Annotated in this window: 21 protein-coding genes, 5 tRNA genes and 2 pseudogenes; all 28 read right to left on the reverse strand. The window is 40.8% G+C overall.

Features of this window, described 5'->3' with window-relative positions; all coding sequences use genetic code 11:
* Nucleotides 1–4: 4 nt before the first annotated feature.
* On the reverse strand, nucleotides 5–826 hold the full coding sequence (locus ACRQ5D_RS02015; RefSeq protein ID WP_091166604.1) for a polysaccharide biosynthesis/export family protein: 822 nt from the start codon (nucleotides 824–826) through the stop codon (nucleotides 5–7).
* Between the two features lie 159 nt (nucleotides 827–985).
* Complete coding sequence (locus tag ACRQ5D_RS02020; protein WP_090528662.1) at nucleotides 986–1297, reverse strand: DUF3467 domain-containing protein; 312 nt, start codon at nucleotides 1295–1297, stop codon at nucleotides 986–988.
* 223 nt (nucleotides 1298–1520) lie between these two features.
* Nucleotides 1521–5810 carry a DNA-directed RNA polymerase subunit beta' gene (rpoC, locus tag ACRQ5D_RS02025; RefSeq protein WP_091166602.1) on the reverse strand — a complete coding sequence of 1430 codons (4290 nt, stop codon included), beginning with the start codon at nucleotides 5808–5810 and terminating at the stop codon, nucleotides 1521–1523.
* Nucleotides 5811–5921: 111 nt separating this feature from the next.
* Entirely contained in the window at nucleotides 5922–9725 is a 3804-nt protein-coding gene (gene rpoB / locus ACRQ5D_RS02030) for a DNA-directed RNA polymerase subunit beta (protein ID WP_091166600.1), read from the reverse strand.
* A 193-nt stretch (nucleotides 9726–9918) separates the two neighbouring features.
* Entirely contained in the window at nucleotides 9919–10302 is a 384-nt protein-coding gene (gene rplL / locus ACRQ5D_RS02035) for a 50S ribosomal protein L7/L12 (protein WP_022833154.1), read from the reverse strand.
* Between the two features lie 64 nt (nucleotides 10303–10366).
* Nucleotides 10367–10885 (reverse strand): 50S ribosomal protein L10, encoded by a 519-nt coding sequence (gene rplJ, locus ACRQ5D_RS02040; protein ID WP_090528670.1) that lies wholly within the window; start codon nucleotides 10883–10885, stop codon nucleotides 10367–10369.
* A gap of 2 nt (nucleotides 10886–10887) precedes the next feature.
* Nucleotides 10888–11586: a 50S ribosomal protein L1 gene (gene rplA, locus ACRQ5D_RS02045; RefSeq protein ID WP_090528673.1), complete on the reverse strand. Its 699-nt coding sequence runs from the start codon at nucleotides 11584–11586 to the stop codon at nucleotides 10888–10890.
* A 28-nt stretch (nucleotides 11587–11614) separates the two neighbouring features.
* Nucleotides 11615–12055, reverse strand: coding sequence for a 50S ribosomal protein L11 (gene rplK / locus ACRQ5D_RS02050; protein ID WP_090528676.1), 441 nt, complete (start codon nucleotides 12053–12055; stop codon nucleotides 11615–11617).
* 179 nt (nucleotides 12056–12234) lie between these two features.
* A pseudogene (gene nusG / locus ACRQ5D_RS02055) lies at nucleotides 12235–12776 on the reverse strand (transcription termination/antitermination protein NusG).
* Between the two features lie 17 nt (nucleotides 12777–12793).
* Nucleotides 12794–12988 (reverse strand): preprotein translocase subunit SecE, encoded by a 195-nt coding sequence (gene secE / locus ACRQ5D_RS02060; protein ID WP_090529653.1) that lies wholly within the window; start codon nucleotides 12986–12988, stop codon nucleotides 12794–12796.
* Between the two features lie 18 nt (nucleotides 12989–13006).
* Nucleotides 13007–13077: transfer RNA gene (locus ACRQ5D_RS02065), tRNA-Trp, on the reverse strand.
* Nucleotides 13078–13160: 83 nt separating this feature from the next.
* Nucleotides 13161–14348, reverse strand: a complete 1188-nt coding sequence (gene tuf, locus ACRQ5D_RS02070) for an elongation factor Tu (RefSeq protein WP_091166595.1) — start codon at nucleotides 14346–14348, stop codon at nucleotides 13161–13163.
* 58 nt (nucleotides 14349–14406) lie between these two features.
* Nucleotides 14407–14478, reverse strand: a tRNA-Thr gene (locus ACRQ5D_RS02075).
* Nucleotides 14479–14574: 96 nt separating this feature from the next.
* A tRNA-Gly gene (locus ACRQ5D_RS02080) sits at nucleotides 14575–14647 on the reverse strand.
* Nucleotides 14648–14792: 145 nt separating this feature from the next.
* A tRNA-Tyr gene (locus ACRQ5D_RS02085) sits at nucleotides 14793–14873 on the reverse strand.
* A gap of 64 nt (nucleotides 14874–14937) precedes the next feature.
* A tRNA-Thr gene (locus tag ACRQ5D_RS02090) sits at nucleotides 14938–15010 on the reverse strand.
* A 240-nt stretch (nucleotides 15011–15250) separates the two neighbouring features.
* Entirely contained in the window at nucleotides 15251–15598 is a 348-nt protein-coding gene (hpf, locus tag ACRQ5D_RS02095) for a ribosome hibernation-promoting factor, HPF/YfiA family (RefSeq protein ID WP_091166593.1), read from the reverse strand.
* Between the two features lie 12 nt (nucleotides 15599–15610).
* A complete protein-coding gene (locus ACRQ5D_RS02100; protein WP_431200932.1) occupies nucleotides 15611–15994 on the reverse strand; it encodes a tyrosine-type recombinase/integrase in 384 nt (127 codons plus the stop codon).
* A gap of 8 nt (nucleotides 15995–16002) precedes the next feature.
* Nucleotides 16003–16521 (reverse strand): site-specific integrase, encoded by a 519-nt coding sequence (locus tag ACRQ5D_RS02105; RefSeq protein WP_431199022.1) that lies wholly within the window; start codon nucleotides 16519–16521, stop codon nucleotides 16003–16005.
* An 89-nt stretch (nucleotides 16522–16610) separates the two neighbouring features.
* Nucleotides 16611–16801: pseudogene (gene rpsU / locus ACRQ5D_RS02110) on the reverse strand (30S ribosomal protein S21).
* A gap of 265 nt (nucleotides 16802–17066) precedes the next feature.
* Nucleotides 17067–17681 carry a hypothetical protein gene (locus ACRQ5D_RS02115; RefSeq protein ID WP_091165944.1) on the reverse strand — a complete coding sequence of 205 codons (615 nt, stop codon included), beginning with the start codon at nucleotides 17679–17681 and terminating at the stop codon, nucleotides 17067–17069.
* 171 nt (nucleotides 17682–17852) lie between these two features.
* On the reverse strand, nucleotides 17853–19343 hold the full coding sequence (locus tag ACRQ5D_RS02120) for a SusD/RagB family nutrient-binding outer membrane lipoprotein (protein WP_091165940.1): 1491 nt from the start codon (nucleotides 19341–19343) through the stop codon (nucleotides 17853–17855).
* 13 nt (nucleotides 19344–19356) lie between these two features.
* Nucleotides 19357–21645 (reverse strand): hypothetical protein, encoded by a 2289-nt coding sequence (locus tag ACRQ5D_RS02125; protein ID WP_432328403.1) that lies wholly within the window; start codon nucleotides 21643–21645, stop codon nucleotides 19357–19359.
* 110 nt (nucleotides 21646–21755) lie between these two features.
* Complete coding sequence (locus ACRQ5D_RS02130) at nucleotides 21756–22541, reverse strand: carboxypeptidase-like regulatory domain-containing protein (RefSeq protein ID WP_432328404.1); 786 nt, start codon at nucleotides 22539–22541, stop codon at nucleotides 21756–21758.
* Nucleotides 22542–23126: 585 nt separating this feature from the next.
* Nucleotides 23127–23399, reverse strand: a complete 273-nt coding sequence (locus tag ACRQ5D_RS02135; RefSeq protein ID WP_091165934.1) for a cytochrome b5 domain-containing protein — start codon at nucleotides 23397–23399, stop codon at nucleotides 23127–23129.
* A complete protein-coding gene (locus ACRQ5D_RS02140) occupies nucleotides 23396–24076 on the reverse strand; it encodes a lycopene cyclase domain-containing protein (protein ID WP_091165930.1) in 681 nt (226 codons plus the stop codon). The genes ACRQ5D_RS02135 and ACRQ5D_RS02140 overlap by 4 nt, the downstream gene beginning before the upstream one ends.
* A complete protein-coding gene (locus tag ACRQ5D_RS02145; protein WP_431199023.1) occupies nucleotides 24073–24618 on the reverse strand; it encodes a hypothetical protein in 546 nt (181 codons plus the stop codon). The genes ACRQ5D_RS02140 and ACRQ5D_RS02145 overlap by 4 nt, the downstream gene beginning before the upstream one ends.
* Entirely contained in the window at nucleotides 24618–25469 is an 852-nt protein-coding gene (locus tag ACRQ5D_RS02150) for a phytoene/squalene synthase family protein (RefSeq protein WP_256337395.1), read from the reverse strand. Before ACRQ5D_RS02150 ends, ACRQ5D_RS02145 begins: the two co-directional genes overlap by 1 nt.
* Nucleotides 25470–25474 lie beyond the last annotated feature (5 nt).

Below are 25474 nucleotides of genomic sequence, written 5' to 3' on the forward strand. Positions count from 1 at the left end.
GCTTTTATTTTCTGGTAGCCAATATGATCAATACTGACAAAATAGAAGCTGCTAATGTTATGTATTTAGCCTGAGATGCATCAGTTGCATCAGATTTAGCCTTCCTTGGCTCTACATATATTACGTCATTTTGCCTCAGGTAAAAATAAGGAGCAGACATAATATTACTTTTCTTCAGATTAACCCTATATGGTGTTTTGGTTCCATCTTCATTCTCTCTAATTAAAAGCACATTCTCTCTTTTTCCGAAAATTGTTAAATCGCCGGCTAATGCTATCGCATCAAGGATACTCACCCTTTCATTTGGCATTACATAAACGCCGGGCTTAAGTACCTCGCCTGTAACACTTACTTTAAAATTTGCAAAACGAACTATGACAGTTGGGTTCTTATAAAATTTTAATGCTACTTCATTTATAATAGCGGTAGCCTCAGATGTCGTATGGCCAGCCACCGTAATTTTGCCGAGGATTGGCAACACTATAGCTCCATCTTTATCTACCAAATAACCCGATGATTGCTGAGTTGTTGCAGCTGCAGTTGTTGAACTCAATGAAATCCCCGTACTTGCAACAGGCACATTACCTAAATTAATAACAGCAGTATTTTGGGGATCAATAGTTTGAACAACAACCGTTAAAATATCATCGACTTTTATAACGGGAGGCGTATACTCCGCTCTCGCAATTTGTTTTAACTGCCCAGAATCCGGTATATCCTGAAAATACTGTACTTTTAATTTGCTTGATGAACAGGAGAATATATTAAGAGAAATAGATAAGATAAACAGAAATAAAGATGAATTTAATAGACACTTTTTTCTCATAAGTTAAGATTTCATACTTTAAATAGATGTAAGTTTAGACCACTGCAATATATGCACACTTTTTCACAACTGCAATAAATTTTTATTATTTTTTTTAAAAAAAGGCTATTAGCATAACTTTTTATTAATCAAAAGTGCATTTTAATATAATAATCAAAATTATGCTTGCCCCATTGTACCACCAAAATTCATCGGAAAACCCGGATGATCAGGCTGTACTTTGATGCGGCCGTTAATGGCTTCATACTTTTCAATATTATCTTCCAAGGCCGAAAGAAGGCGTTTGGCATGCTCGGGGGTTAATATGATCCGCGACTTTACCCGAGCCTTGGGTACGCCTGGCATGACCCGGATAAAATCCAATACAAACTCAGAGTTTGAATGAGTAATGATAGCCAGGTTTGAGTAGATACCTTCTGCAATTTCTTCTGAAAGCTCAATGTTGAGCTGATTTTCGTTCTGTTCTTCCATCCTACTAAAATAACAAAAAGACGTTCTCCATAAACAGCCTTTTTTTGAGGTGATTATTGAGCCTTGTTTTACTTTAGATAACTTGGATCAACCCCATATTGACCTTGCGCAAGGTCGAACGTAGAACAGAGATGTTTTACTTTTGTTTTAACAATTTAAAAAAAGACAAAAAAAGCCTCCCGGATAACCGGGAGGCTTAATAAATTATTTAAGTAGCTGGCAATTAAGCTTCCAACTCTTCTGCTTTTGAAGCCATCAGGCGGTCAAATTCTTCCTGTGAACCTACACGGATATTCTCGTATTCGCGTAAACCGGTACCTGAAGGTATTAAGTGACCTACGATAACGTTTTCTTTCAGGCCAAGCATGTTGTCTTTTTTACCTGCGATAGCTGCTTCGTTCAGTACTTTGGTAGTTTCCTGGAACGATGCTGCCGAGATAAACGACTTGGTGCCTAACGACGCCCTGGTGATACCTTGCAGTATCGGGCTTGATGTTGCAGGGATAGCGTCACGCACTTCAACCAGTTTAAGGTCGCGACGTTTCAATACCGAGTTTTCATCGCGTAAGCGGCGTAATGAAACTATCTGACCAGATTTCAATGTAGTTGAATCACCCGGATCAGTAACAACTTTCTTGTCGTAAATTTCATCATTCTCGGTCATGAAATCCCATCCGTCGACAGCTTCACGCTCTAAGAAACGGGTATCGCCCGCATCTTCGATAGATACCTTCTGCATCATCTGGTGAACGATAACCTCAAAGTGCTTATCGTTGATCTTCACACCCTGTAAGCGGTAAACTTCCTGGATACCGTTAACAAGATATTCCTGCACTGCAGCAGGGCCTTTGATAGCAAGGATATCCGCCGGAGATATCGAACCATCTGATAATGGCATACCAGCTTTAATAAAGTCATTATCCTGTACAAGGATGTGTTTTGAAAGTGGTACAAGGTATTTTTTAACCTGGCCATCTTTTGATTCGATGGTGATTTCGCGGTTACCGCGTTTCACGCCACCTAAAGTTACCACACCGTCAATTTCAGTTACTACAGCAGGGTTTGAAGGGTTACGTGCTTCAAATAACTCGGTTACACGTGGTAAACCACCTGTAATATCTCGCGTTTTACCGGTTGAACGAGGGATTTTAGCAATAACCTGACCGGTTTGTAACCTATCGCCTTCATCAACAGCGATGTGTGCACCTACCGGAATGTTATATCCTTTAATGATGTTACCTTTATTATCAGCAATCTGGATAGCAGGGTTTTTAGTTTTATCCCTTGTATCGATGATCACTTTTTCGCGGTGACCGGTTTGCTCGTCAGATTCTTCACGGAAAGTGATACCTTCCAATACTGCATCGAACTGGGCAATACCTGCAAATTCAGAGATAATTACCGCGTTATACGGATCCCATGAACAAATACGGTCGCCTTTGGTGATCTTGCTGCCATCTTTTACATACAGGTATGAACCGTATGGAATATTATTGGTAACAATTACTTTATTGCTTCCGGCTTCGATAATGCGGAACTCGCCCGAACGGCCTAATACCACATCAACAGAGCCATCTTCAGCAGTTTCATAAGTTACAGTACGTACGTTCTCAAACTCGATGATACCATCAAACTTAGCGTTGATCTGAGATTCCGCAGCAATGTTTGACGCGGTACCACCCACGTGGAATGTACGAAGTGTTAACTGTGTACCAGGCTCACCGATTGACTGTGCAGCAATTACACCAACAGCCTCGCCTTTTTGCACGCGTTTACCGCTTGCAAGGTTACGGCCGTAGCACAATGCACATACGCCACGTTTGCTTTCGCAAGTTAATACCGAACGGATCTCGATACCTTCTAACGGAGAATTCTCGATCTTTTTGGCAACCTCTTCGGTAATGTCCTGACCGGCTACTGCTAACAATTCGTTAGTGATAGGGTCATGAACATCATGAAGCGTAGTACGACCTAAAATACGGTCATATAAAGGCTCAACAATATCCTCGTTATCTTTCAGTGCAGTTGTGTAGATACCTCTTAAGGTACCGCAATCAACCTCACCAACAATCATATCCTGGGCAACGTCATGCAACCTACGGGTTAAGTAACCAGCATCCGCTGTTTTTAACGCCGTATCCGCCAAACCTTTACGGGCACCGTGGGTAGAGATGAAATACTCCAATACCGACAAACCTTCTTTAAAGTTTGAAAGGATCGGGTTTTCGATGATCTCACCACCTGAACCTGATTTTTGAGGCTTAGCCATCAAACCACGCATACCTGCAAGCTGACGGATCTGCTCTTTAGAACCACGCGCACCTGAATCAAGCATCATGTAAACAGAGTTGAAGCCCTGGTTATCATTGCTCAGGATATCCATCACGTTAGCAGTTAAGCGGTTGTTGATACGTGTCCAGATATCGATGATCTGGTTGTAACGCTCGTTGTTGGTAATGAAACCCATGTTGTAGTTACCCATAACCTCATCAACCTGCTTAGAAGCTGTTTCGATCAAAGTAACTTTCTCTGCAGGGATATTGATATCCTTCAGGTTAAATGATAAACCGCCCTGGAACGCCATTTTAAATCCTAATTCCTTAATATCATCAAGGAACTGGGCCGCGCGTGCCATACCGGTGATTTTCACTACTTCACCAATGATATCACGAAGTGATTTTTTGGTAAGCAGCTCATTGATATAACCTACTTCTACAGGTACATGCTGATTAAACAACACGCGGCCTACAGTAGTATCAATAATTTTGTTTACGATTTTGCCATCGCGTTCTTTAACTAAAGCTTTAACTTTAATGAACGCATGCAGATCAAGTTTTTTCTCGTTATAAGCGATAATTACTTCTTCTGCAGAGTAAAAAGTTAAGCCTTGTCCTTTAACCACGCGCGTTTCATCAGTTTTACGGCCTTTGGTTATGTAGTACAAACCAAGCACCATGTCCTGAGATGGTACAGTAATAGGCGTACCGTTAGCAGGGTTAAGGATGTTGTGCGAAGCAAGCATCAGGATTTGGGCTTCCAAAATTGCCGCGTTACCAAGTGGTACGTGAACGGCCATCTGGTCACCGTCAAAATCCGCGTTGAATGCTGTACAGGTTAATGGGTGCAATTGGATCGCTTTACCTTCAACCAGTTTTGGCTGGAACGACTGGATACCCAACCTGTGCAGCGTAGGCGCACGGTTTAGTAATACAGGGTGTCCTTTCAGTACGTTTTCCAAAATATCCCAAACTAATGGGTCTTTACGGTCAACAATCTTTTTAGCAGATTTTACTGTTTTAACCACACCACGCTCAATCATTTTACGGATGATAAATGGTTTAAACAGCTCGGCAGCCATATCTTTTGGTAAACCGCATTCGTGTAATTTAAGGTTAGGACCTACAACAATTACCGAACGGGCAGAGTAATCCACACGTTTACCTAATAAGTTTTGACGGAAACGACCTTGCTTACCTTTCAGGATATCTGAAAGTGATTTCAAAGCACGGTTACCTTCAGTTTTTACCGCGTTAACTTTACGTGAGTTATCGAATAACGAATCTACAGCTTCCTGCAACATACGTTTTTCGTTACGTAAAATCACTTCTGGTGCTTTAATCTCAATTAAACGTTTTAAACGATTGTTACGGATAATAACACGACGGTAAAGGTCGTTCAAATCTGAAGTAGCGAAACGGCCACCTTCCAGTGGTACCAACGGACGCAACTCAGGCGGGATAACCGGAACGATCTTAACGATCATCCACTCAGGGTTATTCTCGATCCTTGTTTTTGCATCACGGAAAGCTTCAACAACCTGTAAGCGTTTTAAGGCTTCATTTTTACGTTGCTGAGAAGTTTCGTTTGCTGCCTGGTGACGCAAGCTAAATGATAATTCGTCAAGGTCAAGGCGTTTCAATAACTCTTCCAAAGCCTCGGCACCCATTTTGGCAACAAATTTCTGAGGATCTTTGTCGTCAAGGTACTGGTTTTCTTTTGGAAGGGTATCTAATACGTCAAGGTATTCTTCTTCAGTAAGGAAATCCATTTTATTGATTCCGTCTGATTCTTTAATACCCGGTTGGATAACTACGTAACGCTCGTAGTATATAATAAGGTCGAGCCTTTTTGTAGGCAAGCCTAATAAATAACCAATTTTGTTTGGCAATGAGCGGAAGTACCAGATGTGTGCAACAGGCACCACCAGGTTGATGTGGCCCATGCGCTCACGACGTACTTTCTTTTCGGTTACTTCAACACCGCAACGGTCGCACACGATACCTTTGTAACGGATACGTTTGTATTTACCGCAATGGCACTCATAATCCTTAACCGGACCAAAAATACGCTCGCAGAACAAACCATCACGTTCGGGTTTGTAAGTACGGTAGTTAATGGTTTCCGGCTTTAAAACTTCACCGCTTGAACGCTCAAGGATAGACTCGGGAGAGGCTAAACTGATGGTAATGGTGGTAAAGTTACTTTTGATTTTATTATCCTTTTTGTAAGACATAGTCTACTTTGATTTTTTAAAGGTAATTTTTTAGGCGAAAGGTAAAAGGCGAAAGGTAAAAGGTTTCGGAACCTGTCCTAACCTTTCACCTTTGGCCTTTAAGCTTTAACCTTATTCTAATGTGATATCCAAACCTAAGCCGCGTAACTCGTGAACCAATACGTTGAATGATTCAGGAACTGATGGCGTTGGCAGGTTTTCACCTTTAACAATAGCCTCATATGTTTTGGCACGGCCGATAACATCATCCGATTTAACGGTTAATATCTCCTGCAAAATGTTTGATGCACCAAATGCTTCCAGTGCCCAAACCTCCATCTCACCAAAACGCTGACCACCAAATTGTGCTTTACCGCCCAATGGTTGCTGAGTGATCAATGAGTACGGACCGATTGAACGGGCGTGCATCTTATCATCAACCATGTGACCTAATTTCAGCATGTAGATAATACCTACAGTAGTTTGCTGATCAAAACGATCACCTGTTAAACCATTGTATAAGTAAGTACGGCCTGATTCAGGCAAGTTGGCTTTCTTAATCCACTCTTCCACTTCTTCGTGGCTTGCACCGTCAAAGATTGGAGTAGCAAATTTAACACCAAGCTCTTTACCGGCCCAGCCTAATACGGTTTCATAGATCTGGCCCAAGTTCATACGTGAAGGTACACCCAGTGGGTTCAACACAATATCAACCGGTGTTCCATCTTCAAGGAAAGGCATATCTTCGTCACGTACAATACGAGCAACGATACCTTTGTTACCGTGACGGCCTGCCATTTTATCACCCACTTTAAGCTTACGCTTTTTAGCGATGTAAACTTTAGCCATTTGCACGATACCTGATGGAAGCTCATCACCCACGCTGATAGCGAATTTATCACGACGGTAAGCACCTAACTCTTCATTGTACTTAATGTTGAAGTTATGAAGAAGGATCTTGATCTGATCGTTTTTATCATCATCAGTAGTCCATTTCGTTGGGTTAATGTTATCGTAATTAAGCTCAACTAATATCTTTTGGGTGAATTTAACACCTTTAGGAACCTGTAACTCTTTGTAAACGTTATAAACGCCTTGCGAAGTTTTACCGTTAACGATCTCAAATAACTTTTCGATCAAAGTATTTTTCAGATCTTTCACAGCTTTATCATGCTTGTTATCCAATTTCTCTAACTGTGCTTTTTCTTCAGCTTTTGAAGTTTTCTTAGCACGAGAGAACAATTTGGTATCGATAACAACACCGGCAATTGACGGCGGGGTTTTCAATGAAGCATCTTTAACGTCGCCGGCTTTATCACCGAAGATAGCACGTAACAGTTTTTCTTCCGGTGATGGGTCTGATTCACCTTTAGGGGTGATCTTACCAATCAGGATGTCGCCTTCTTTAACCTCGGCACCTACACGGATGATACCGTCTTCGTCAAGGTCTTTAGTTGCTTCTTCTGATACGTTAGGGATATCTGGTGTTAACTCTTCCTCACCTCGTTTAGTGTCACGAACTTCAAGCTCGAACTCTTCAACGTGGATTGAAGTAAAGATATCTTGTGAAACAACACGCTCAGAGATTACAATCGCATCCTCAAAGTTATATCCCTGCCAAGGCATGAACGCTACTTTAAGGTTACGGCCTAATGCAAGCTCGCCATTTTGCGTAGCGTAACCTTCGCAAAGTACTTCACCTTTTTCAACCCTCTGGCCTTTTTTAACAATAGGCTTAAGGTTCATGGTGGTGCTTTGGTTGGTTTTCTTAAACTTGGTTAAGCGGTAGCTTTTGCTATCTCCTTCAAACGAGATCAAACGATCAAGTTCGTTACGGTCATATTTAATACGGATTTCGTTAGCATCAACATACTCCACCACACCATCGCCTTCGGCGTTGATCAGGGTACGGGAGTCTTTTGCCACACGGCCTTCCAAACCGGTACCAACAATCGGCGCTTCCGGACGTAACAATGGTACGGCCTGGCGTTGCATGTTTGAACCCATCAATGCACGGTTAGCGTCATCATGCTCTAAGAACGGAATAAGCGAAGCCGCGATTGAAGTGATCTGGTTTGGAGCAATATCCATCAAATCCAGACGCTCCGGCTCAATAACCGGGAAGTCACCTTCGAAACGTGCTTTTACACGCGGCAATTCAAACTCACCTTTATCATCGTATACAGCGTTTGCCTGGCCAATGGTTTTACCGTCTTCATCTTCAGCAGATAAATAGATAACCGGCTCGTCAACCATAACTTTACCTTCAACTACACGTTTGTACGGAGTTTCGATAAAGCCTAAGTTGTTGATCTTAGCGTGTACACAAAGTGATGAAATCAAACCAATGTTCGGACCTTCAGGAGTTTCGATAGTACACAACCTACCGTAGTGGGTGTAGTGAACGTCACGAACCTCGAAACCTGCACGCTCACGCGACAGACCACCGGGACCTAAGGCTGACAGACGCCGCTTGTGCGTGATCTCTGCCAGTGGATTGGTTTGGTCCATGAACTGTGACAACTGGTTTGTTCCGAAGAACGAGTTGATCACAGATGATAATGTACGTGCGTTGATCAGGTCGGTTGGGGTGAACACCTCGTTATCACGAATGTTCATACGCTCACGAATAGTACGGGCCATACGTGCCAAACCTACGCCAAACTGAGCATAAAGCTGCTCGCCAACGGTACGCACACGACGGTTTGACAAGTGATCGATATCATCCACCTCAGCTTTTGAGTTGATTAATTTGATCAGGTATTTAACAATCGCGATGATATCCTGCTTGGTTAAAACCTTCGTTTCTTCCGAAGTGCTCAATTTTAATTTACGGTTGATGCGGTACCGGCCCACATCACCCAGGTCATATCTTTTATCTGAAAAGAATAAACGATCGATGATACCACGAGCTGTTTCTTCATCAGGTGGTTCAGCGTTACGTAACTGGCGGTAGATATGTTCAACCGCTTCCTTCTCAGAGTTGGAAGTATCTTTCTGTAAGGTATTGTATATAATAGTATAATCACCGCTGGTTGAAGCATCTTCCTTGTTAAGGATGATGGTTTTAACACCAGAGTCGATGATCATATCAATATGGTCATCTTCCAGTAAGGTTTCACGCTCAAGGATGATCTCATTACGAGGGATAGAAACTACCTCACCGGTATCTTCATCCACAAAGTCTTCGATCCATGTTTTAAGGACCCTTGCAGCAAGCTTACGGCCAATATATTTCTTAAGGCCTGATTTGCTTACTTTAACCTCGTCGGCCAGTTCAAACAGCTCTAATATATCTTTATCAGAGTCATAACCAATGGCACGAAGTAACGTAGTAACCGGGAATTTCTTTTTACGGTCAATGTAAGCATACATCACGTTGTTAACGTCTGTAGCAAACTCAATCCATGAACCTTTGAAAGGAATAACACGGGCCGAGTATAATTTTGTACCGTTGGTGTGGCGGCTCTGACCAAAGAACACACCTGGCGAACGGTGTAACTGTGATACAATTACACGCTCGGCACCATTAATAACAAATGTACCTTTTGGCGTCATGTATGGGATAGTACCCAGGTACACGTCCTGTACAATTGTTTCAAAATCTTCGTGCTCCTCGTCATTACATGACAGGCGAAGCTTTGCTTTTAATGGTACGCTGTAAGTTAATCCGCGTTCGATACACTCTTGTATATCATAACGGGGCGGATCAATAAAGTAGTCAAGAAACTCCAGGACAAAGATGTTTCTTGAATCTGAAATAGGAAAGTTTTCGGCAAACACTTTAAACAGCCCTTCTTTATAACGGTTGTCGGAAGTGGTTTCCAATTGAAAAAATTCCTGGAAAGATTGTAACTGAACATCCAGAAAATCAGGGTAATCAAGTACCTTTCTACTGGTTGCAAAGTTTACTCTTTGATTATTATTGTTTGCCAAGGTATTTAAATTTTAGTTATTAATTTTTGTAGATGTGAGACTTGAGACATGAGATCTGAGATATGAAATAGCGATTTGAAAAATCTCAAATCTCATATCTAATATCTCACATCTAATTCAAAACCTTTATAAACAGCAATAGACCCCGACCGTTTATGGTCGGAGTCTTGATGCTATATTTCAGTAGGTTAAATTACTTAACCTCAACTACTGCTCCGGCTTCTTCTAATTGTTTTTTCAAAGATTCAGCTTCTTCTTTAGTTACACCAGTTTTAAGTTCTTTTGGTGCACCGTCAACAAGATCTTTAGCTTCTTTCAAACCAAGGCCAGTTAAGTCTTTTACTAATTTAACAACTGCTAATTTAGCGCCACCTGCTTCTTTCAGGATAACGTCAAATGCAGTTTGCTCAGCAGCAGCTGGAGCAGCATCGCCACCGTCAGCAGCAGGAGCAGCAACTGCTACAGCAGCAGCAGCAGGCTCAATACCATACTCATCTTTTAATATTTGAGCTAATTCGTTTACTTCTTTTACTGTTAAGTTTACCAACTGTTCAGCAAACGCTTTTAAATCCGCCATTTTATTTAAATTTTTACTTTTAATGCTTTTTGTTTGTTATTGTCGAACTCTTGTGAGGCGTTCGTTAACCTCTTTCTTGTAATGTTTTTACAAGGCCTGCAATTGTAGTTCCGCCTGATTGTAGTGCAGAAAGTACGTTTTTGGCAGGTGATTGTAGTAAGCCAACTATCTCGCCGATCAGTTGTTCTTTTGATTTCAGTTTGGTTAAAGTATCTAACTGGTTATCACCTATAAATACTGCCGAATCAATATAAGCTGCTTTTAAAATTGGTTTTTCACCTGTTTTCCTTAATTGTTTGATCAACTTTGCCGGAGCAGTTGCTGACTTTGAGAAAAGAATTGATGATGAACCTTTTAATACATCATATATAGGGCTGAAATCACCGCCTGCAGCTTCCATAGCTTTTTTGATCAAGCTATTTTTGGTTACCTGCATCGTAATGTCGTTTTCGAAACATTTACGGCGGATGTTGTTGATCTTGGCTACAGTTAAATCAGAGGTATCAGTGATATAAAAATTACCATACTCTTTGATTTGCTCAGTTAGGGCTACAACAAGGTCGTATTTTTCTTCTTTATTCATGATTAGATCCCCGCTACTGATTTAGTTTCAACTGTAATTCCAGGCGACATAGTTGAAGAGATATGAATGCTCTTGAAATATGTTCCTTTTGCTGCAGAAGGTTTTAATTTAGAGATTGTTTGCAATACTTCTAATGCATTCTCATAAATTTTATCTGCAGAGAAAGATGCTTTTCCTATTGAAGTGTGGATAATACCGGTTTTGTCAACCTTGAAATCGATTTTACCACCTTTTACCTCAGTTACAGCTTTACCAACTTCTGGGGTAACTGTACCTGATTTAGGGTTTGGCATAAGGTTACGCGGGCCTAAAATACGACCTAAACGACCTACCTTCGCCATAACACTTGGCATAGTAATGATAATATCAACATCAGTCCATCCGCCTTCAATCTTGGCAATATAATCATCCAAACCTACGTAATCTGCACCTGCGTCTTTAGCTTCTTGTTCCTTATCAGGAGTACAAAGAACTAATACACGTACAGTTTTACCGGTTCCATGAGGTAATGTTGCAATACCACGTACCATTTGATTGGCTTTACGTGGGTCAACACCTAAACGAACGTCTATATCAACTGATGAATCAAATTTAGTAAGGGTTAATTCCTTTACCAATGCAGATGCATCCTGTAATGTGTACGATTTGTTTGCCTCAATTTTGGAGAGTGCCACTTTTTGATTTTTTGTTAATCTTGCCACTGTCTTTAAACTGATTTGTATAAATTAATTAATTCCAGGGAGCTGTACCTGATACGGTAATTCCCATGCTGCGGGCAGTACCTGCCACCATTTTCATGGCCGATTCAACTGTGAACGCGTTCAAGTCAACCATTTTATCTTTTGCTATAGTCTCAACCTGTTCCCAGTTAACACTGGCAACTTTTTTACGGTTAGGCTCAGCAGAACCACTCTTTAAACCGGTAGCTTCCAATAACTGGATAGCAACGGGAGGGGTTTTGATGATAAATTCGAATGATTTGTCAACATACACAGTAATCAAAACAGGCAATACTTTTCCAGCTTTGTCCTGGGTGCGTGCATTAAATTGTTTGCAAAACTCCATGATGTTCACACCTTTTGCACCCAATGCAGGGCCAATTGGTGGTGATGGGTTTGCGGCGCCGCCTTTAACTTGCAGCTTAACCATTGCACCGATCTCTTTTGCCATTTTAATTTACTTTAATTATAAACTCAATGTTAGTAAGTGGAAGCTAAGTAACATTTAAGATTGTGTCGATTTCGGATTTGGGAATTTCCATTTCGGATTTAACTCCCGCTTCTTTCATCTTATATTTTAAATTCAATAATTTCGAAATCGAAAATCCGACATCCGAAATTATTTGAAAACTATTCTTTCTCTACCTGCATGTAATTCAATTCAAGCGGCGTACGGCGCCCGAATATCTTTACCATTACTTTCAGTTTCTTTTTTCTTCGTTAACCTCTTCAATAACCCCGCTGAAACCGTTGAAAGGCCCGTCCATAACTTTAACGGCCTCACCAACATAATAAGGTACATTCATGGTTTCGCCCTGTGCGCTCATCTCGTCAACCTTACCTAAAATACGGTTAACTTCTGACTGGCGAAGCGGTATAGCATTTCCGGCTTTATCGCCCAGAAAACCTATAACACTGTTTATATTTTTAATGATGTGTTCAGTTTCGCCATCTAAAACAGCTTCCATAAGCACATAGCCCGGAAAGTAGTTACGCTCTTTCGCGATCTTCTTTCCATCACGCATCTGGTAATACTTCTCCGTAGGTATTAATACCTGTGGTACCAAATGACTAATGCCCAAACGGCTAATTTCGGCATCTATGTATTGTTTAACTTTCTTTTCCTTACCACTAATAGCCCTAACTACATACCATTTCAATTGATCACTCATCTCCGTCTCCCCTGATATTATGTTAGTGATGTGTAAAACAGTTTAAGCAAATAATTAATGATCTGGTCCATACCTAAGATAACCAGCGCAATAATTATAGCGGCAACCAATACCAAAACAGCGCTGCTTTGAAGCTCGCGCCATGTAGGCCAGGTAACCTTTTCGGTTAACTCGATGTATGACTCTTTAATATATTCAGCTACGCCTGCCATTTTTATATTGTGCTTAAGCACGGGAACAAGGATTCGAACCCTGATCAAAGGTTTTGGAGACCTCTATTCTACCGTTGAACTATTCCCGTGTGTTATTTATAATAAGAAAACATAAGTTTGCCGTTGAAGGCTAAACTTATGTTTTCAAATTAACCTTTTTATTGAAATATTATTATTTCAAGATTTCAGTTACCTGACCAGCACCTACGGTACGACCACCTTCACGGATAGCGAAACGTAAGCCTTTTTCCATTGCGATAGCGTTGATCAGTTTTACAGTGATGGTAACGTTATCACCTGGCATAACCATTTCTACACCTGGCTCTAATGAAATCTCACCAGTAACGTCAGTGGTACGGAAATAGAATTGCGGACGGTATTTGTTGAAGAATGGAGTGTGACGGCCACCTTCTGCTTTTGATAATACGTAAACTTCTGCTTTGAAGTCGGTGTGAGGAGTTACTGAACCTGGTTTGCAGATAACCATACCACGACGGATATCAGTTTTCTCAATACCACGTAACAATAAACCTACGTTGTCACCAGCTTCGCCACGATCAAGGATTTTGCGGAACATCTCAACACCAGTTACAGTTGATTTCAAGTTTTCAGCACCCATACCAAGGATGTCAACTTGCTCACCTGAGTTGATTACACCACGCTCAATACGACCAGTAGCAACAGTACCACGACCAGTGATTGAGAATACGTCTTCAACAGGCATTAAGAAAGGAAGATCTGTTAAACGTGGAGGGATTGGGATGTAGCTATCTACAGCATCCATCAACTCCATGATTTTACCAACCCAGGTAGGATCGCCGTTAAGACCACCTAATGCAGAACCCTGGATAACTGGGATATCATCGCCTGGGAATTCGTAGAATGATAATAATTCACGAACTTCCATTTCTACTAACTCTAATAATTCCGGATCATCAACCATGTCAACTTTGTTCATGAAAACAACAAGTGCAGGTACACCTACCTGACGAGCTAACAGGATGTGCTCACGAGTTTGTGGCATCGGACCATCAGTTGCAGCAACTACGATGATTGCACCGTCCATTTGCGCAGCACCAGTAACCATGTTTTTCACATAATCCGCGTGACCTGGACAGTCAACGTGTGCATAGTGACGGTTAGCTGTTGAATATTCAACGTGGGCAGTGTTGATGGTAATACCACGTTCTTTTTCTTCAGGAGCCGAGTCAATTGAATCAAATGAACGAGCTTCTGATAAACCTGCATCAGCCAAAACTTTAGTGATAGCTGCGGTAAGGGTTGTTTTACCGTGGTCAACGTGACCGATTGTACCGATGTTTAAGTGCGGCTTACTGCGGTCAAACTTTTCTTTTGCCATGATCTATAAATTATTTTTGTAGGTTAATTTTAACTTTAATGTATGTTTTATAACACTGAGCCAACAATGGGATTTGAACCCATGACCTCTTCCTTACCAAGGAAGTGCTCTACCCCTGAGCTACGTCGGCTAATTTTTTGTTCATTGGTTCACTCGTTTATCAGTTCATTGGTCTTTGCAGCCGCCACTAATGAACAAGTGAACTAACCGACTAATGAACCAACCGAGCGGAAGACGAGGTTCGAACTCGCGACCTATAGCTTGGAAGGCTATCGCTCTACCAACTGAGCTACTTCCGCTTATTCAGTTTTAGGTTTGCAGTAATCAATTAGCAGCTTAACCGCTCATGACACCCATTCCTCAAACCCTTTTAATCAAGTTAGCAGTTTATAGTTCGGTTAACAAAACTGCTAACTGCGAACTACAAACTGCTTACTTTAATAAGTGGGGGAGAAGGATTCGAACCTTCGTAGCCGAAGCAACGGATTTACAGTCCGTCCCATTTGACCGCTCTGGTATCCCCCGGTAGTTATTTCCGGATTTGCGATATCCAAAATTGAAGCTAAATACCTCAATCCGAAAAAAACTGAGCCTCCTATCGGGATCGAACCAATGACCTACTGATTACAAGTCAGTTGCTCTACCAGCTGAGCTAAGGAGGCTTATATTTATCTTGCCTTTCTATTACCTAAACCTAAAGTGGCTTTCGATAACGGAGCGCAAAAGTAATAAGCTTTTTGATATTTTAAAGAACTATTTTAACTTTTTTCGAGGCGTTAAATACCTCCCCGAAAGGGACTGCAAATCTACAAAAAATAACGCCACGTCAAAATTTTTTATCAAAAAAAATCGGCAGGCTAAAAACCTGCCGATTTAGGCTTAAAACAAGCCTTTTTATAATATTAAAAACCCTCCTCAACTGCCGTTAAAACAGCTTTTTTTGCTGTAGCATCAGCAAGGGCTTTCTTTTGTTTATGCTTTTCAATTTGCTTCCTCAGGCTTTCAACCGCCAAGTCGGTAGCTTCCTCAAAACTCTTACACTTCTCTTTTGCAAATATTTGATTTCCGGGTAGCAATAATTTGATCTCCGTTATCTTATTACATTCATCTTCCACATTCTCAAGCTTTAAGTAAACTTCACCGCTAATAATATGGTCATAAAACGTATCAAGCTTATCAGCTTTTTTCTGAATAAAATCTAAAAGTTTCTTGTCTGCGGTGAAATGAATTGACTGCACTGTAATTTTCATGTTTCCTCCTTTTTAAGCCTTTGGATGGGCGAGTTTATAAATAGATTTTAGTCTTTCAACTGAATTGTGCGTGTAAATTTGGGTTGCGCTCAGGTTAGCGTGCCCCAAAAGCTCTTTAATTGAATTTAAATCGGCCCCGTTATTTAGCATTGTGGTTGCAAAGGTGTGCCTGAGCACATGTGGGCTCCTTTTATTTTGGGTTGATATGTTAGATAGGTATTTTTGCACTATTAAATAAATCAATTTCGGATAAGCATCGGCTCCTTTATTTGTAACGATTAATGTGAAGGAATTGTTATCAAAATTTTGATTTTTCTTTACCTCCATATATTCGGGCAGCAGGGCCTTCAGCTCATTATTAATAGGGATAATGCGCTCTTTGTTACGCTTACCCAGTACCTTTACTACTCCCCCTCAAAGCTAATATCCTGTTGCTTAATACCTAACAGTTCGGCAAGCCGCATGCCGGTGCCAAACAACAGCTCAATAACAAGCTTATCACGCAGGCCCGGAAAATCATTTGTAAAAATGTCATCCCTATCTAACATTTTTGTGAGGCGCGTATCTTCAACCACTACGGGCAACGTTTTAGCAACTTTTTGCGACCGCACCCTGGATACCGGGTTGGTTTCAACAATACCTTCCTGCAATAAAAATTTGAAGTATTTGCGTAGCGTGGCCATTTTACGGTTAACCGAACGGCCGGTAAGTTTTTGATCAATAAGCTCAACCATCCAGTTACGGATGTCATGGTAGCTTACCTGCGATGGATGGTTAATAACCGGCTCGGGCGCGGGATCGGCACCGCCGGGATTATTTAAAAAGCGCATAAACTGATCCAGATCAGACTGATATGCGGAAACAGTATGCACTGAATACCGCTTTTCGTACTTGATGTACTGGATAAAACGCTCTAAAAACATAAAAAACTATTTATACATCCGGGATTATGAATGTACAAATAGTTTTAATATAGTGTCAAGAAATTATTTAATTCTTTTCAACAAAAAAATTAAACAGTTTCCTGGTTTAAAGTCTGTTTGTAGATAGCATGTTTAACAACATGACGACGGGTTACAGATTTTTTTCGAAAGCCTGACGACTGCGTAGTTCTCTTAAAACACCTGTTTTTTCGAATTTCTTTTTGAAGCGTTTCAATGCTTTGTCCAATGATTCGCCGTCTTTTACGTTAATAATGATCATAATTCCTAAAATACCTCCTTTCAAGGGAGGGCAAAGATAACCACAATGTTTTGAATATCAAATAGAGAGCGGGAATTATTTTTTGATTTAAAACCAGCTAACTATCTCACGGCAATCTCATTGCTCCAAATAATATTATCTGTTTCCTGCCAAAGCGTTAACCCACGTATATCAACAGGGAGCTGCGAACCCTCAATATATTTGTATAAACACATTCCTATCTTAAAAACTTTTGATTCGAACAATCCGCCTTTGCCCGTATCCGTTAAAAAAGCCGTAGGTATATGAAATACCTTTGTTGATGAGGCGCAACCGTATAAACAGCAGGGTTATTTTTCCAGCATTCCTCCATCAGGGGCGTGAGTAAAAATTTTACGTTTCCGGCATCTGTTTTAAAAACATCAAGCCACGAGCATGACATATTGATATAATTTAATGTATCAGGAGATTGATTGCTCAAAGTTACCGGCATTACCGCATAAAGACATCTGTGTAACTTACCATCGCTATAGCATACGGTATCTTTCATTTGCCTAACGGAATCTTGATTAATAGTTATTATAAACATCCTCCTGTCAGTTTCCGAAAGCGCTGCAAATCCTGCAGGAACCCTACTTACAAGATCATGCCGGTAAAAGCCCGTATTTGTTTTAAATATCCCATCATCCCATCCCGTGCGGATCAATTTCGCGTTCGCATAATTTGTATCTGTGCGAGTACCTATTTGATTATGTATTATAAAGGATCGCTTTAGATATAAATCACTGCTTCTCCCGGCAGGCTTCCCCACGATAATTTCCGCTTGATGTTTTTCTTGACCAGCAACCCGATCGAGAAATAAAAAAAGAATAAACAAAAACAAGATCGGTTTAATGTTCATGATAGGCTTATCAGTTTAAACTAAGATAGCCGGTTTAATGAATAGTATATGTTAAATAGTACTAAATCTGTTTTATTCCATTTTGGAGGATTACACACTTATAATAATTACTATAAACAACAAAGGCCGCCAATGGCAGCCTTTGTTGTTATCATAATCTATAAGCAATAATTATTGTTTATCCCAATATACCCTTGTATTTAATGCATCAGGACCTTGACGGGCTATTACAGCGTTGTAATTAGCTTTATTAAGGTCGTTCTCGGTTTGCGGATATTGTTGCCTGCGCGGGATCTTTTGATCCGGGCTTAATGAACCAGGAACCGGATCAAGTAATTTAGGCAAGCCTGTACGGCGATATTCTGCCCATGACTCCCAACCGTTACCTAAGAAACCTGCAATCCATTTCTGGGTCATGATCTGGTTCATAGCAGTTGCTGCAGAAAATTTAACTGATGCCTGCGCAAGATAAGCGCTTTCATCTGCCGAGCTAACACCGTTTTGCTCCAATGATGCAGCTATACCTTTGTTATAGAAATCGGCAGCAGCGCCGTCACCACCAGCAATCCAGTTAAGGTGAGCAGCTTCGGCCTGGGTAAACATAATTTGTGCGTATGATGTCCAGACTGTTGGTGAAGCCTGGCCGGAAACGGCTAAACCAATCAATGATACGTTACCTGGTTTACTACGTGTTCCTTTATTATAGTTACCCAAAGCATCGCCAAAAGTACCATAAGGTAAACCTACGTAAGTTTTCGATGCTGTTTGCGCAGCATAAACCGGCAACCTTGGGTCTTTAAGATCACTTAAAGTATTAACAACAAGACTGCTTACGGCGTAGTCGTAGCGGCTTCTGTAATTGGTGTAATATGGGTTTTCGTTAGTTTGGATAGCCAAATAATCGTATACGGCGTTGTCATCGTTTGAAGTCATTAAACCGCCTGCTACTGCTTTTGCATATTCAGTTTTACCGGTTGCAGGATCAGCTTTTGATAACCTCAATGCCATAACCGCATGTAACGAGTTAGCCCAATGTTTCCACTTAGTAGCATCTCCACCAAATAAAATATCATTGCTTAAAGCTGCACCGCCGTCAAATTGTGCCTGCGCTTCGTCAAGTTCCTTCATTAAAGCCGCATAAACATCTTTTTGCGCATCAAATGCCGGAGTTAAGCCAGATACGCCATTTAAAGCCTGAGAGTAAGGAATATCACCCCACCTATCAGTAATGGTTAGGTAAATAAATGCCCTTAATATGCGCGCGGCTGCAATCTGGTTAGCATTTGAACCAAATTTAATAGTCGACTGCAGGCTTTTCTTAGCTGGATCCGTATTAAACTGGATCAGTGTCTTCAAGTCCTCAAGTGGACCAGTGTAATAACCCTGGTAGTCATATTGTTTTAACGAAAACTGCGATTCGTTGGTATAAAATGTTTCAGCAAGGTACTGAGAGTATAACTCGCCGGTGAATGCGTTGATATTAGTTGTTGCACCGGCGCCGTTTACACCACCTAAGTATTGCAGCGCACTGGTTAACAGATAACCTGTTTGCGCATTTGGCGACTGGTTTGGGTTAACGTTTAAATCGCCGCCCACTTTACATGAGGCAAGTATAAACATACCAGCCCCGATTATATATTTACTGATATATGATTTTTTCATAATGAAGAACTTGTTAGAATGTTACCTTAATGTTGAAACCTAAGTTTCTTGTGTTTGGCAATTGGCCACCTTCATAAAATGAAGTCTGCAATTGTGATGGGTCAACACCTTTAACTTTTGAATAGATCATCCATGGGTTTTGGGTTGTGATACCAAAGTACGCAGTTTGGAATGGTAACCTGCCTAACATCTTTTTAGGGAACGAATAACCAATGCTCACCTCTCTTAATTTAACGTAAGATGCGTCATAAGTCCATTTTTCCCAAATCTGGCTGTATGATTGCTCGTATAAAGTACGGGTTTCTACATAAGTAGTGTTCGGAGTACCATCAGCATGTACACCTGCTACCAAGGTACCACCACCTTCAGCTACCGGGTTACGTACCGGGTTACCTTTTGCGTTGTTACCTATGGTTTCGATACCTAAGCCCGAACCATTGAGGTTTTGCTGGGTAACTGATACAAATTTACCGCCTTTTTGGAAGTCAAGAGAAAAAGCAAGTACCACGTTTTTGTAGTTAAACGAGTTGGTAAAACCACCTGTATAGCTTGGTAACATGCTACCAAGGTTAACGTTGTCCTGCCTTACCGGAAGGCCATCAGCACCAATTATGATATTTCCTTTGCCATCTCGTGCAAAACCAGATCCAATGATCTGACCATAAGACTGATTAAGATAACCGTTGATACCAAAGCTTGGTGAACCAACAAAGCCAAAGCTTTGAGCGCCGGCAGACTGAACGCCACCTGGGCCATAACCGGCAAGACCGTCGGGAGTTACTTTTACGTTAGTTACACCCGGGTAAAGCGAAACAATTTTGTTGCGGTTAAATGAAACGTTGAAATCAGCATTCCATGTAAAATCTTTCGATTTAATTGGTGTACCTCCAAGGCTGATCTCGATACCGTTATTACGGATAGAACCTGCATTGATAACAACTGTTGAATAACCGGTTGTACCATTAACAGGCAATGATAAGATCTGATCTTTAGTAGTACGCGTGTAGTAGTTAAAGTCAAACTTAACCCTGTCTTTGATGAAATGCAATTCGGTACCAATTTCATATGATGTTGAAAGGCTTGGAGTTAAATTTGCATTTGGCAAAGTATTGGGTACTGTTTGCACAGCATCATTTCCATGCGGAGTAGTGCTTAGGTTATAAGTTGGGTATGTTGAGTAAATAGGCGCGTCAGAACCTAATTTAGCTGCGGATAACCTCAATTTACCAAATGTTAAGATGTCGTTTTTAGGCATCAGCTCGGTAAATACGAATGAACCTGATAAACCGCCATACCAGTATGAGTTGTGGTTAACCGGCAAGGTTGAAGACCTATCGTTACGGGCATTGAAATCAAGGTATAAGAAATCTTTATAGCCAAATGAGGTATAACCGTAATAGCTGTTTACCCTTGAAAGCGCATTGTAGCTAAATGAGGTTGCCGCATTTGCAGAGTTGCTTAAAGTATACAAATCAGGAATTGCTAAACCGCCTACTGTTGCACCTGATAAGTAAGTGTAACGATCCTGACGTGATTCTGCATAAACACCTGCCTTTACAGAAAGGTCTTTAAAGTTATGGCTATAGCTTACGTTACCGACATAGTTATTTTCTTTGTAGGTGTATTGATTTTGAGTGTATGAATCAGGGTTTATTGTACCTGAACCTACTTGTGCACTCGCATCGCGGGTCAATAAATCCTGCCTTGCTATGAATGATGCAGAAATGTCTTTAGTAAACTGATAGCTTAAAGTTAAGTTACCGTAAACGCGGTTGCTGTTTGATTTTGAAGTATTCTCGTAAACCTCAGTGTACGGGTTATCCCAGTAGTGCGGAGTTAAATCGTCAGGGCCGGAAATGTTCCATGATGTAAATGTACCATCGGCCCTTCTATAATTTTTAAGTTTATCAATTTCAACATCCCTGTGAAACCACTGGCTAAATGAACCTATGGTTTGTTTACCATAATCTTCTGAAGGAATGTTGAATGAATTAATTTGCGAAAAGTTAACGTTAGCGCTTGCAGTTAATTTTTTAGTAAGCTTCAGCTCCCCATTTACGCTTACGTTATTACGTTTCTGATCGCTGTTTGGAGTGATACCCGTACGATCTATGTTAGTGTATGAAACCCTCAGGTTATAGTCATCGCCTGCTTTTGAGAAAGCTGCGTTGGTATTGAAAGTAACACCCGTACGGTAAAAATCACGTACGTTATTAGGTTGCGGTACAAATGGTTTCAATTTACCAAAATCTGGATTGGTTGGATCCCAGAAATACCATGGCGCGTAAAGTGTACCATCCATTTTAGGGCCCCAGCTTTCGTCAACACCATAATCATAAATTTTTACGCCGTTAAATTTTGCGTATGAAGCAGGAGAGCCATTAGCAGGGTCATACTGATAAGTATCCCATTTTACACTTGTACCGCCACCATATTCGTTTTGATAGTCAGGTAGCTGATAAACTTTTTCGAAAGTGGTTGATTGATTGATTGAAACACCAACGCCTTTGTTTGCGCCTTTTTTAATGTGATAACAACTGCGCCTTCAGATGCGCGCTGACCATAAAGTGCCGTAGCAGCAGGGCCCTTCAATACCGAAACTGATTCGATATCATCATTGTTCACTGCGTTCGGATCAGTAATAACACCGTTTACTACATAAATTGGGTTACCTCCAGATAATGAGTTGATACCACGGATACGGATAGTTGATACACCAAATTTTGCACCAGAACCACCTAAAACTTGTACACCGGCTATTTTACCGGCAAGTGCGGTGTTAAGGTCAGATTGCTTGGTAACCGTAAGGTCATCACCTTTAACCTGTTGCGCGGCATAACCCAATGATTTCTGTTGCCTAGTGATACCTAACGCGGTTACGATTACCTCGTTAAGGCCGCGGGCTGATGCTTCTAAAACCACTTTTAGGTTTGCTGAAGCGCCTACAGGTACATCCTGTGTAGCATAACCAATAAAGCTGAATGATAGAACCGCGTTGTTTGGAACGCTGAGTGAAAATTTACCGTCGATGGTGGTTTGGGTACCGGTAGTTGTCCCTTTTATCTTCACCGATACACCCGGCAGAGGAAGGCCGTCCTCCTTGGCTGTTACCGTACCGGTAACAGTGTGATTTTGCGCAAAAAGCTGTGTTACAGCAAATACGAAACTGCACAAAATTAGTAGTAGTCGTTTTTTCATAGAAAAAATTTAGCTAATAGTTAAGGAAGCAAACTTAATAGCCAATGACAAAATAAAACAAATAATGAATGTAATATTTCTTTTACATGAATTTTTTTAACTTCAATGAAGGTTTTAGGAAATAATCAACAAGAAATTACCTTTGCTATCGTTAATACCATATGGCCGTTAGATCCGGCCGGTAATAAGTCAGTTAATATTGTTAATTATAAATTAGGAAAATGCGCGAGGCATTTTCCTAATTTGTTTTATAAGCTCTTGTAAATCACAACACAATAAAATTAACTGTCACGAGAAATCCAACAGAAAAACTACAACTTGCCGGTCCTTAAACTCCCTTTTTACAACTATAAATTGTACCATGCATAGCCTGTTGAAAAAGGTATGACAGGAAGGAAAAACCTTAATTTTTTCATACTCTTCGGCGAGAAACTGCCACGTAACAATAAATTTACATGATTTATCGCATAATATTCCCTACCAATCCGGGCTTTAAATGACGCGGGGATGACAGAAAGAAGAGGGGGCGCCACATTTCAGAAACTATTTAAAAATGTTTTGGGAGTATTTTGTTTAAAAAGCATATCAATCCTTCTCTTCTTCCCCAATAGAGAGGGCGGGGGTGATGAGTCGACCGACCTTTACAAATCTCTCAAATACGGTTTCGGTATGTGGTGCGTCGGCAAGTTCATCTGTCAAATCCTGTCCGGCCCAGTGCTCATAATGTTTTCCGTTTCGCCATAAGCGGCTTTCAGTTACATCATAAATATCACCTTTATAGGCTACCCAGATCCGGGGCTTATCCTGCCCATTGCGTAAGGCCAGTTGTGATTTGTTGTATATTGGCAACTCACTCATTGGCTTAACTTTTGTCGTTTAAAATATTCAAAAAAACCAATGTTCATGAGCAGTAAAGCCATCAGGTAAAAATGATCCTCAAATGGGATGGTGCCAACCCGCTTTCCCAGGTTTTCGGCGTTATTGTACAACACTATTGGTACAGACGTTAATATGCCGTTTACTATATAAAAAGGCAAAAGCGCCACAATGTAAGCAAGGTAATAACGATTAACCCAATCGGCCTTAAAAACGTATTGAATCAGCACCACAAGCAGTAGCAATAAGCCAAACGTAATCTCGGTATAAAGCCGGTCGTGATATAATATCAGCATCAGGATGCTCAGCAATATTACCATACTGCTTATAATGCCGGTAAGCCTGAAAGGCATCAGCCACTTAACATAGTGATTAAGGCAGGCGTAAATGAATATACAGGCAAACGGTACCGTTAAAAAGAATAGCATTTCCTCTAAGGGCAAACCAAAAAACTTAACGCCTATGATGTATGCCGGATTGAACGACCAAACACCTCTTATGGTAAAAAGCACGTCCCAAAACAAAAAAAACAAACCGGTAATGGCCATGCCGGGCCATATAAATTTCCAGGTTTTGTAAAACTGCACCCTTTTATCAAATGAAAGCACAACGGGAAAAAATACCGTTAGCAGGTTGATCAGTAAATAGGTGTATCTCACGTAAGTTCGGTTAAGTGTTTATTGAGTGCCTGGCTTTGGGCAGGAGTACATCTTTTGGAATGAAGCAGGAATTTGATAATCTGGATTGTCAATTCCTTATCGGCCGAGCCATAATTCTTTTTACCCAGTTGGGCTATGATATCCTCAGTATCCGCAGCAAGGTCTTTATTAAAGCCTAAAATAGAAGGCACATTGTGTTCAACAGAAAAGCGCATGAACCTGATCTCGATATTATGCGGATCTTCAATTAATGCCTGCCTAAATACCTTTTCCGATCTGTTAAGATATTTCAATTTTAAATATGGGTTCCAGGCATGTTTGGCTTTTAAGGCAAACAGGCCGCCTATAAAACCATTGACTATACCACTCTTTTCTTTGATACCATTAAGGTTATTAAACAACGAATCGGTGGTTTTGCTTTTATCAATAGCAATAAGCATTTGCTTGCGCAGTACTTTCAGATTGGGTTCTTCGGCTTCAGCCGTTTTCAACCCAAATACCAATGCCAATATGCTGGCTATAAAAAAGATCTTCCTGAACATTAAATAACATTTAACTTTTGCTGCAGAACAGCTTTGATGTACAAACTCATTTTACACAAATCAGAAACCCTGATGCGTTTTTGTAGTATTACATTGGCAGGTGTGTAACTTATTTTTTTAAACAACTGCAGGTAGTAAATATAGGCAATATAAACCCCAAGCCTGGTACCGGCAGGCAGGCATTTTATCCCCTCAAAGGCTTCATCAAAATCGTGTTTAATTTCCGCCTCAATGGCAAGCTTATCATGCTCGGTAAAATTATTGAAATCGACCCCGGGAAAGTATGAGCGCCCACGTTCTGTATAATCTGCCTTAACATCCCTTAAAAAATTGATCTTTTGGAAAGCTGCCCCCAAGCTTCGGGCCTTCGGTACAAGGGCCTGATACTGAATATCATCATTGGTAAAAACACGCAGGCACATCATGCCGATAACCTCTGCCGAACCATAGATATAAGTTTGGTAGCTATCCTCATCATAGGCTTTATTATGCAGGTCCATTTCCATTGATCGCAGAAAAGCCCTGATCAATTCATGATCGATCTCAAACTGGTTAACTACCTGTTGAAAAGAATGAATCACAGGATTAGTGCTGATCCTTTCTTCAATCGCCTTAAAGGTCTCTTCCTCAAAACTGTTGATCAGTTGCTGCTGGTCGTACCCATGAAAGGTATCTACAATTTCATCAGCGTAACGTACAAAGCCGTAAATGGCATAAATAGGATAACGAAAACTTTTATCGAAAGTTCTAATGCCCAGACTAAAGGAAGTGCTATATTTTTTTGTTATAAGTTTACTGCATTCAAAACAAGTTTCATCGTACAGGTTCATCATCGGCACTCGCGTGGTCATTTTTT

Origin of the sequence: Mucilaginibacter sp. P25, assembly GCF_050859465.1 — a bacterium.
Taxonomy (GTDB): domain Bacteria; phylum Bacteroidota; class Bacteroidia; order Sphingobacteriales; family Sphingobacteriaceae; genus Mucilaginibacter; species Mucilaginibacter gossypii.

Excerpts from the sequence above, each read along its gene's own strand:
- ACRQ5D_RS02145 (WP_431199023.1), bottom strand. The coding sequence starts at position 24,618 with ATGTTCAGGAAGATCTTTTTTATAGCCAGCATATTGGCATTGGTATTT.
- rplK (WP_090528676.1), bottom strand. The coding sequence starts at position 12,055 with ATGGCAAAAGAGATCGGTGCAATGGTTAAGCTGCAAGTTAAAGGCGGC.
- ACRQ5D_RS02115 (WP_091165944.1), bottom strand. The coding sequence starts at position 17,681 with ATGAACATTAAACCGATCTTGTTTTTGTTTATTCTTTTTTTATTTCTC.
- ACRQ5D_RS02105 (WP_431199022.1), bottom strand. The coding sequence starts at position 16,521 with ATGTTTTTAGAGCGTTTTATCCAGTACATCAAGTACGAAAAGCGGTAT.
- rplJ (WP_090528670.1), bottom strand. The coding sequence starts at position 10,885 with ATGAATAAAGAAGAAAAATACGACCTTGTTGTAGCCCTAACTGAGCAA.
- secE (WP_090529653.1), bottom strand. The coding sequence starts at position 12,988 with ATGGCAGGCGTAGCTGAATATATTAAAGAGTCATACATCGAGTTAACC.
- ACRQ5D_RS02015 (WP_091166604.1), bottom strand. The coding sequence starts at position 826 with ATGAGAAAAAAGTGTCTATTAAATTCATCTTTATTTCTGTTTATCTTA.
- ACRQ5D_RS02020 (WP_090528662.1), bottom strand. The coding sequence starts at position 1,297 with ATGGAAGAACAGAACGAAAATCAGCTCAACATTGAGCTTTCAGAAGAA.
- ACRQ5D_RS02125 (WP_432328403.1), bottom strand. The coding sequence starts at position 21,645 with ATGGATGGTACACTTTACGCGCCATGGTATTTCTGGGATCCAACCAAT.
- ACRQ5D_RS02150 (WP_256337395.1), bottom strand. The coding sequence starts at position 25,469 with ATGACCACGCGAGTGCCGATGATGAACCTGTACGATGAAACTTGTTTT.
- ACRQ5D_RS02130 (WP_432328404.1), bottom strand. The coding sequence starts at position 22,541 with ATGAAAAAACGACTACTACTAATTTTGTGCAGTTTCGTATTTGCTGTA.
- ACRQ5D_RS02120 (WP_091165940.1), bottom strand. The coding sequence starts at position 19,343 with ATGAAAAAATCATATATCAGTAAATATATAATCGGGGCTGGTATGTTT.
- rplL (WP_022833154.1), bottom strand. The coding sequence starts at position 10,302 with ATGGCGGATTTAAAAGCGTTTGCTGAACAGTTGGTAAACTTAACAGTA.
- rpoC (WP_091166602.1), bottom strand. The coding sequence starts at position 5,810 with ATGTCTTACAAAAAGGATAATAAAATCAAAAGTAACTTTACCACCATT.
- tuf (WP_091166595.1), bottom strand. The coding sequence starts at position 14,348 with ATGGCAAAAGAAAAGTTTGACCGCAGTAAGCCGCACTTAAACATCGGT.
- ACRQ5D_RS02135 (WP_091165934.1), bottom strand. The coding sequence starts at position 23,399 with ATGAGTGAGTTGCCAATATACAACAAATCACAACTGGCCTTACGCAAT.
- hpf (WP_091166593.1), bottom strand. The coding sequence starts at position 15,598 with ATGAAAATTACAGTGCAGTCAATTCATTTCACCGCAGACAAGAAACTT.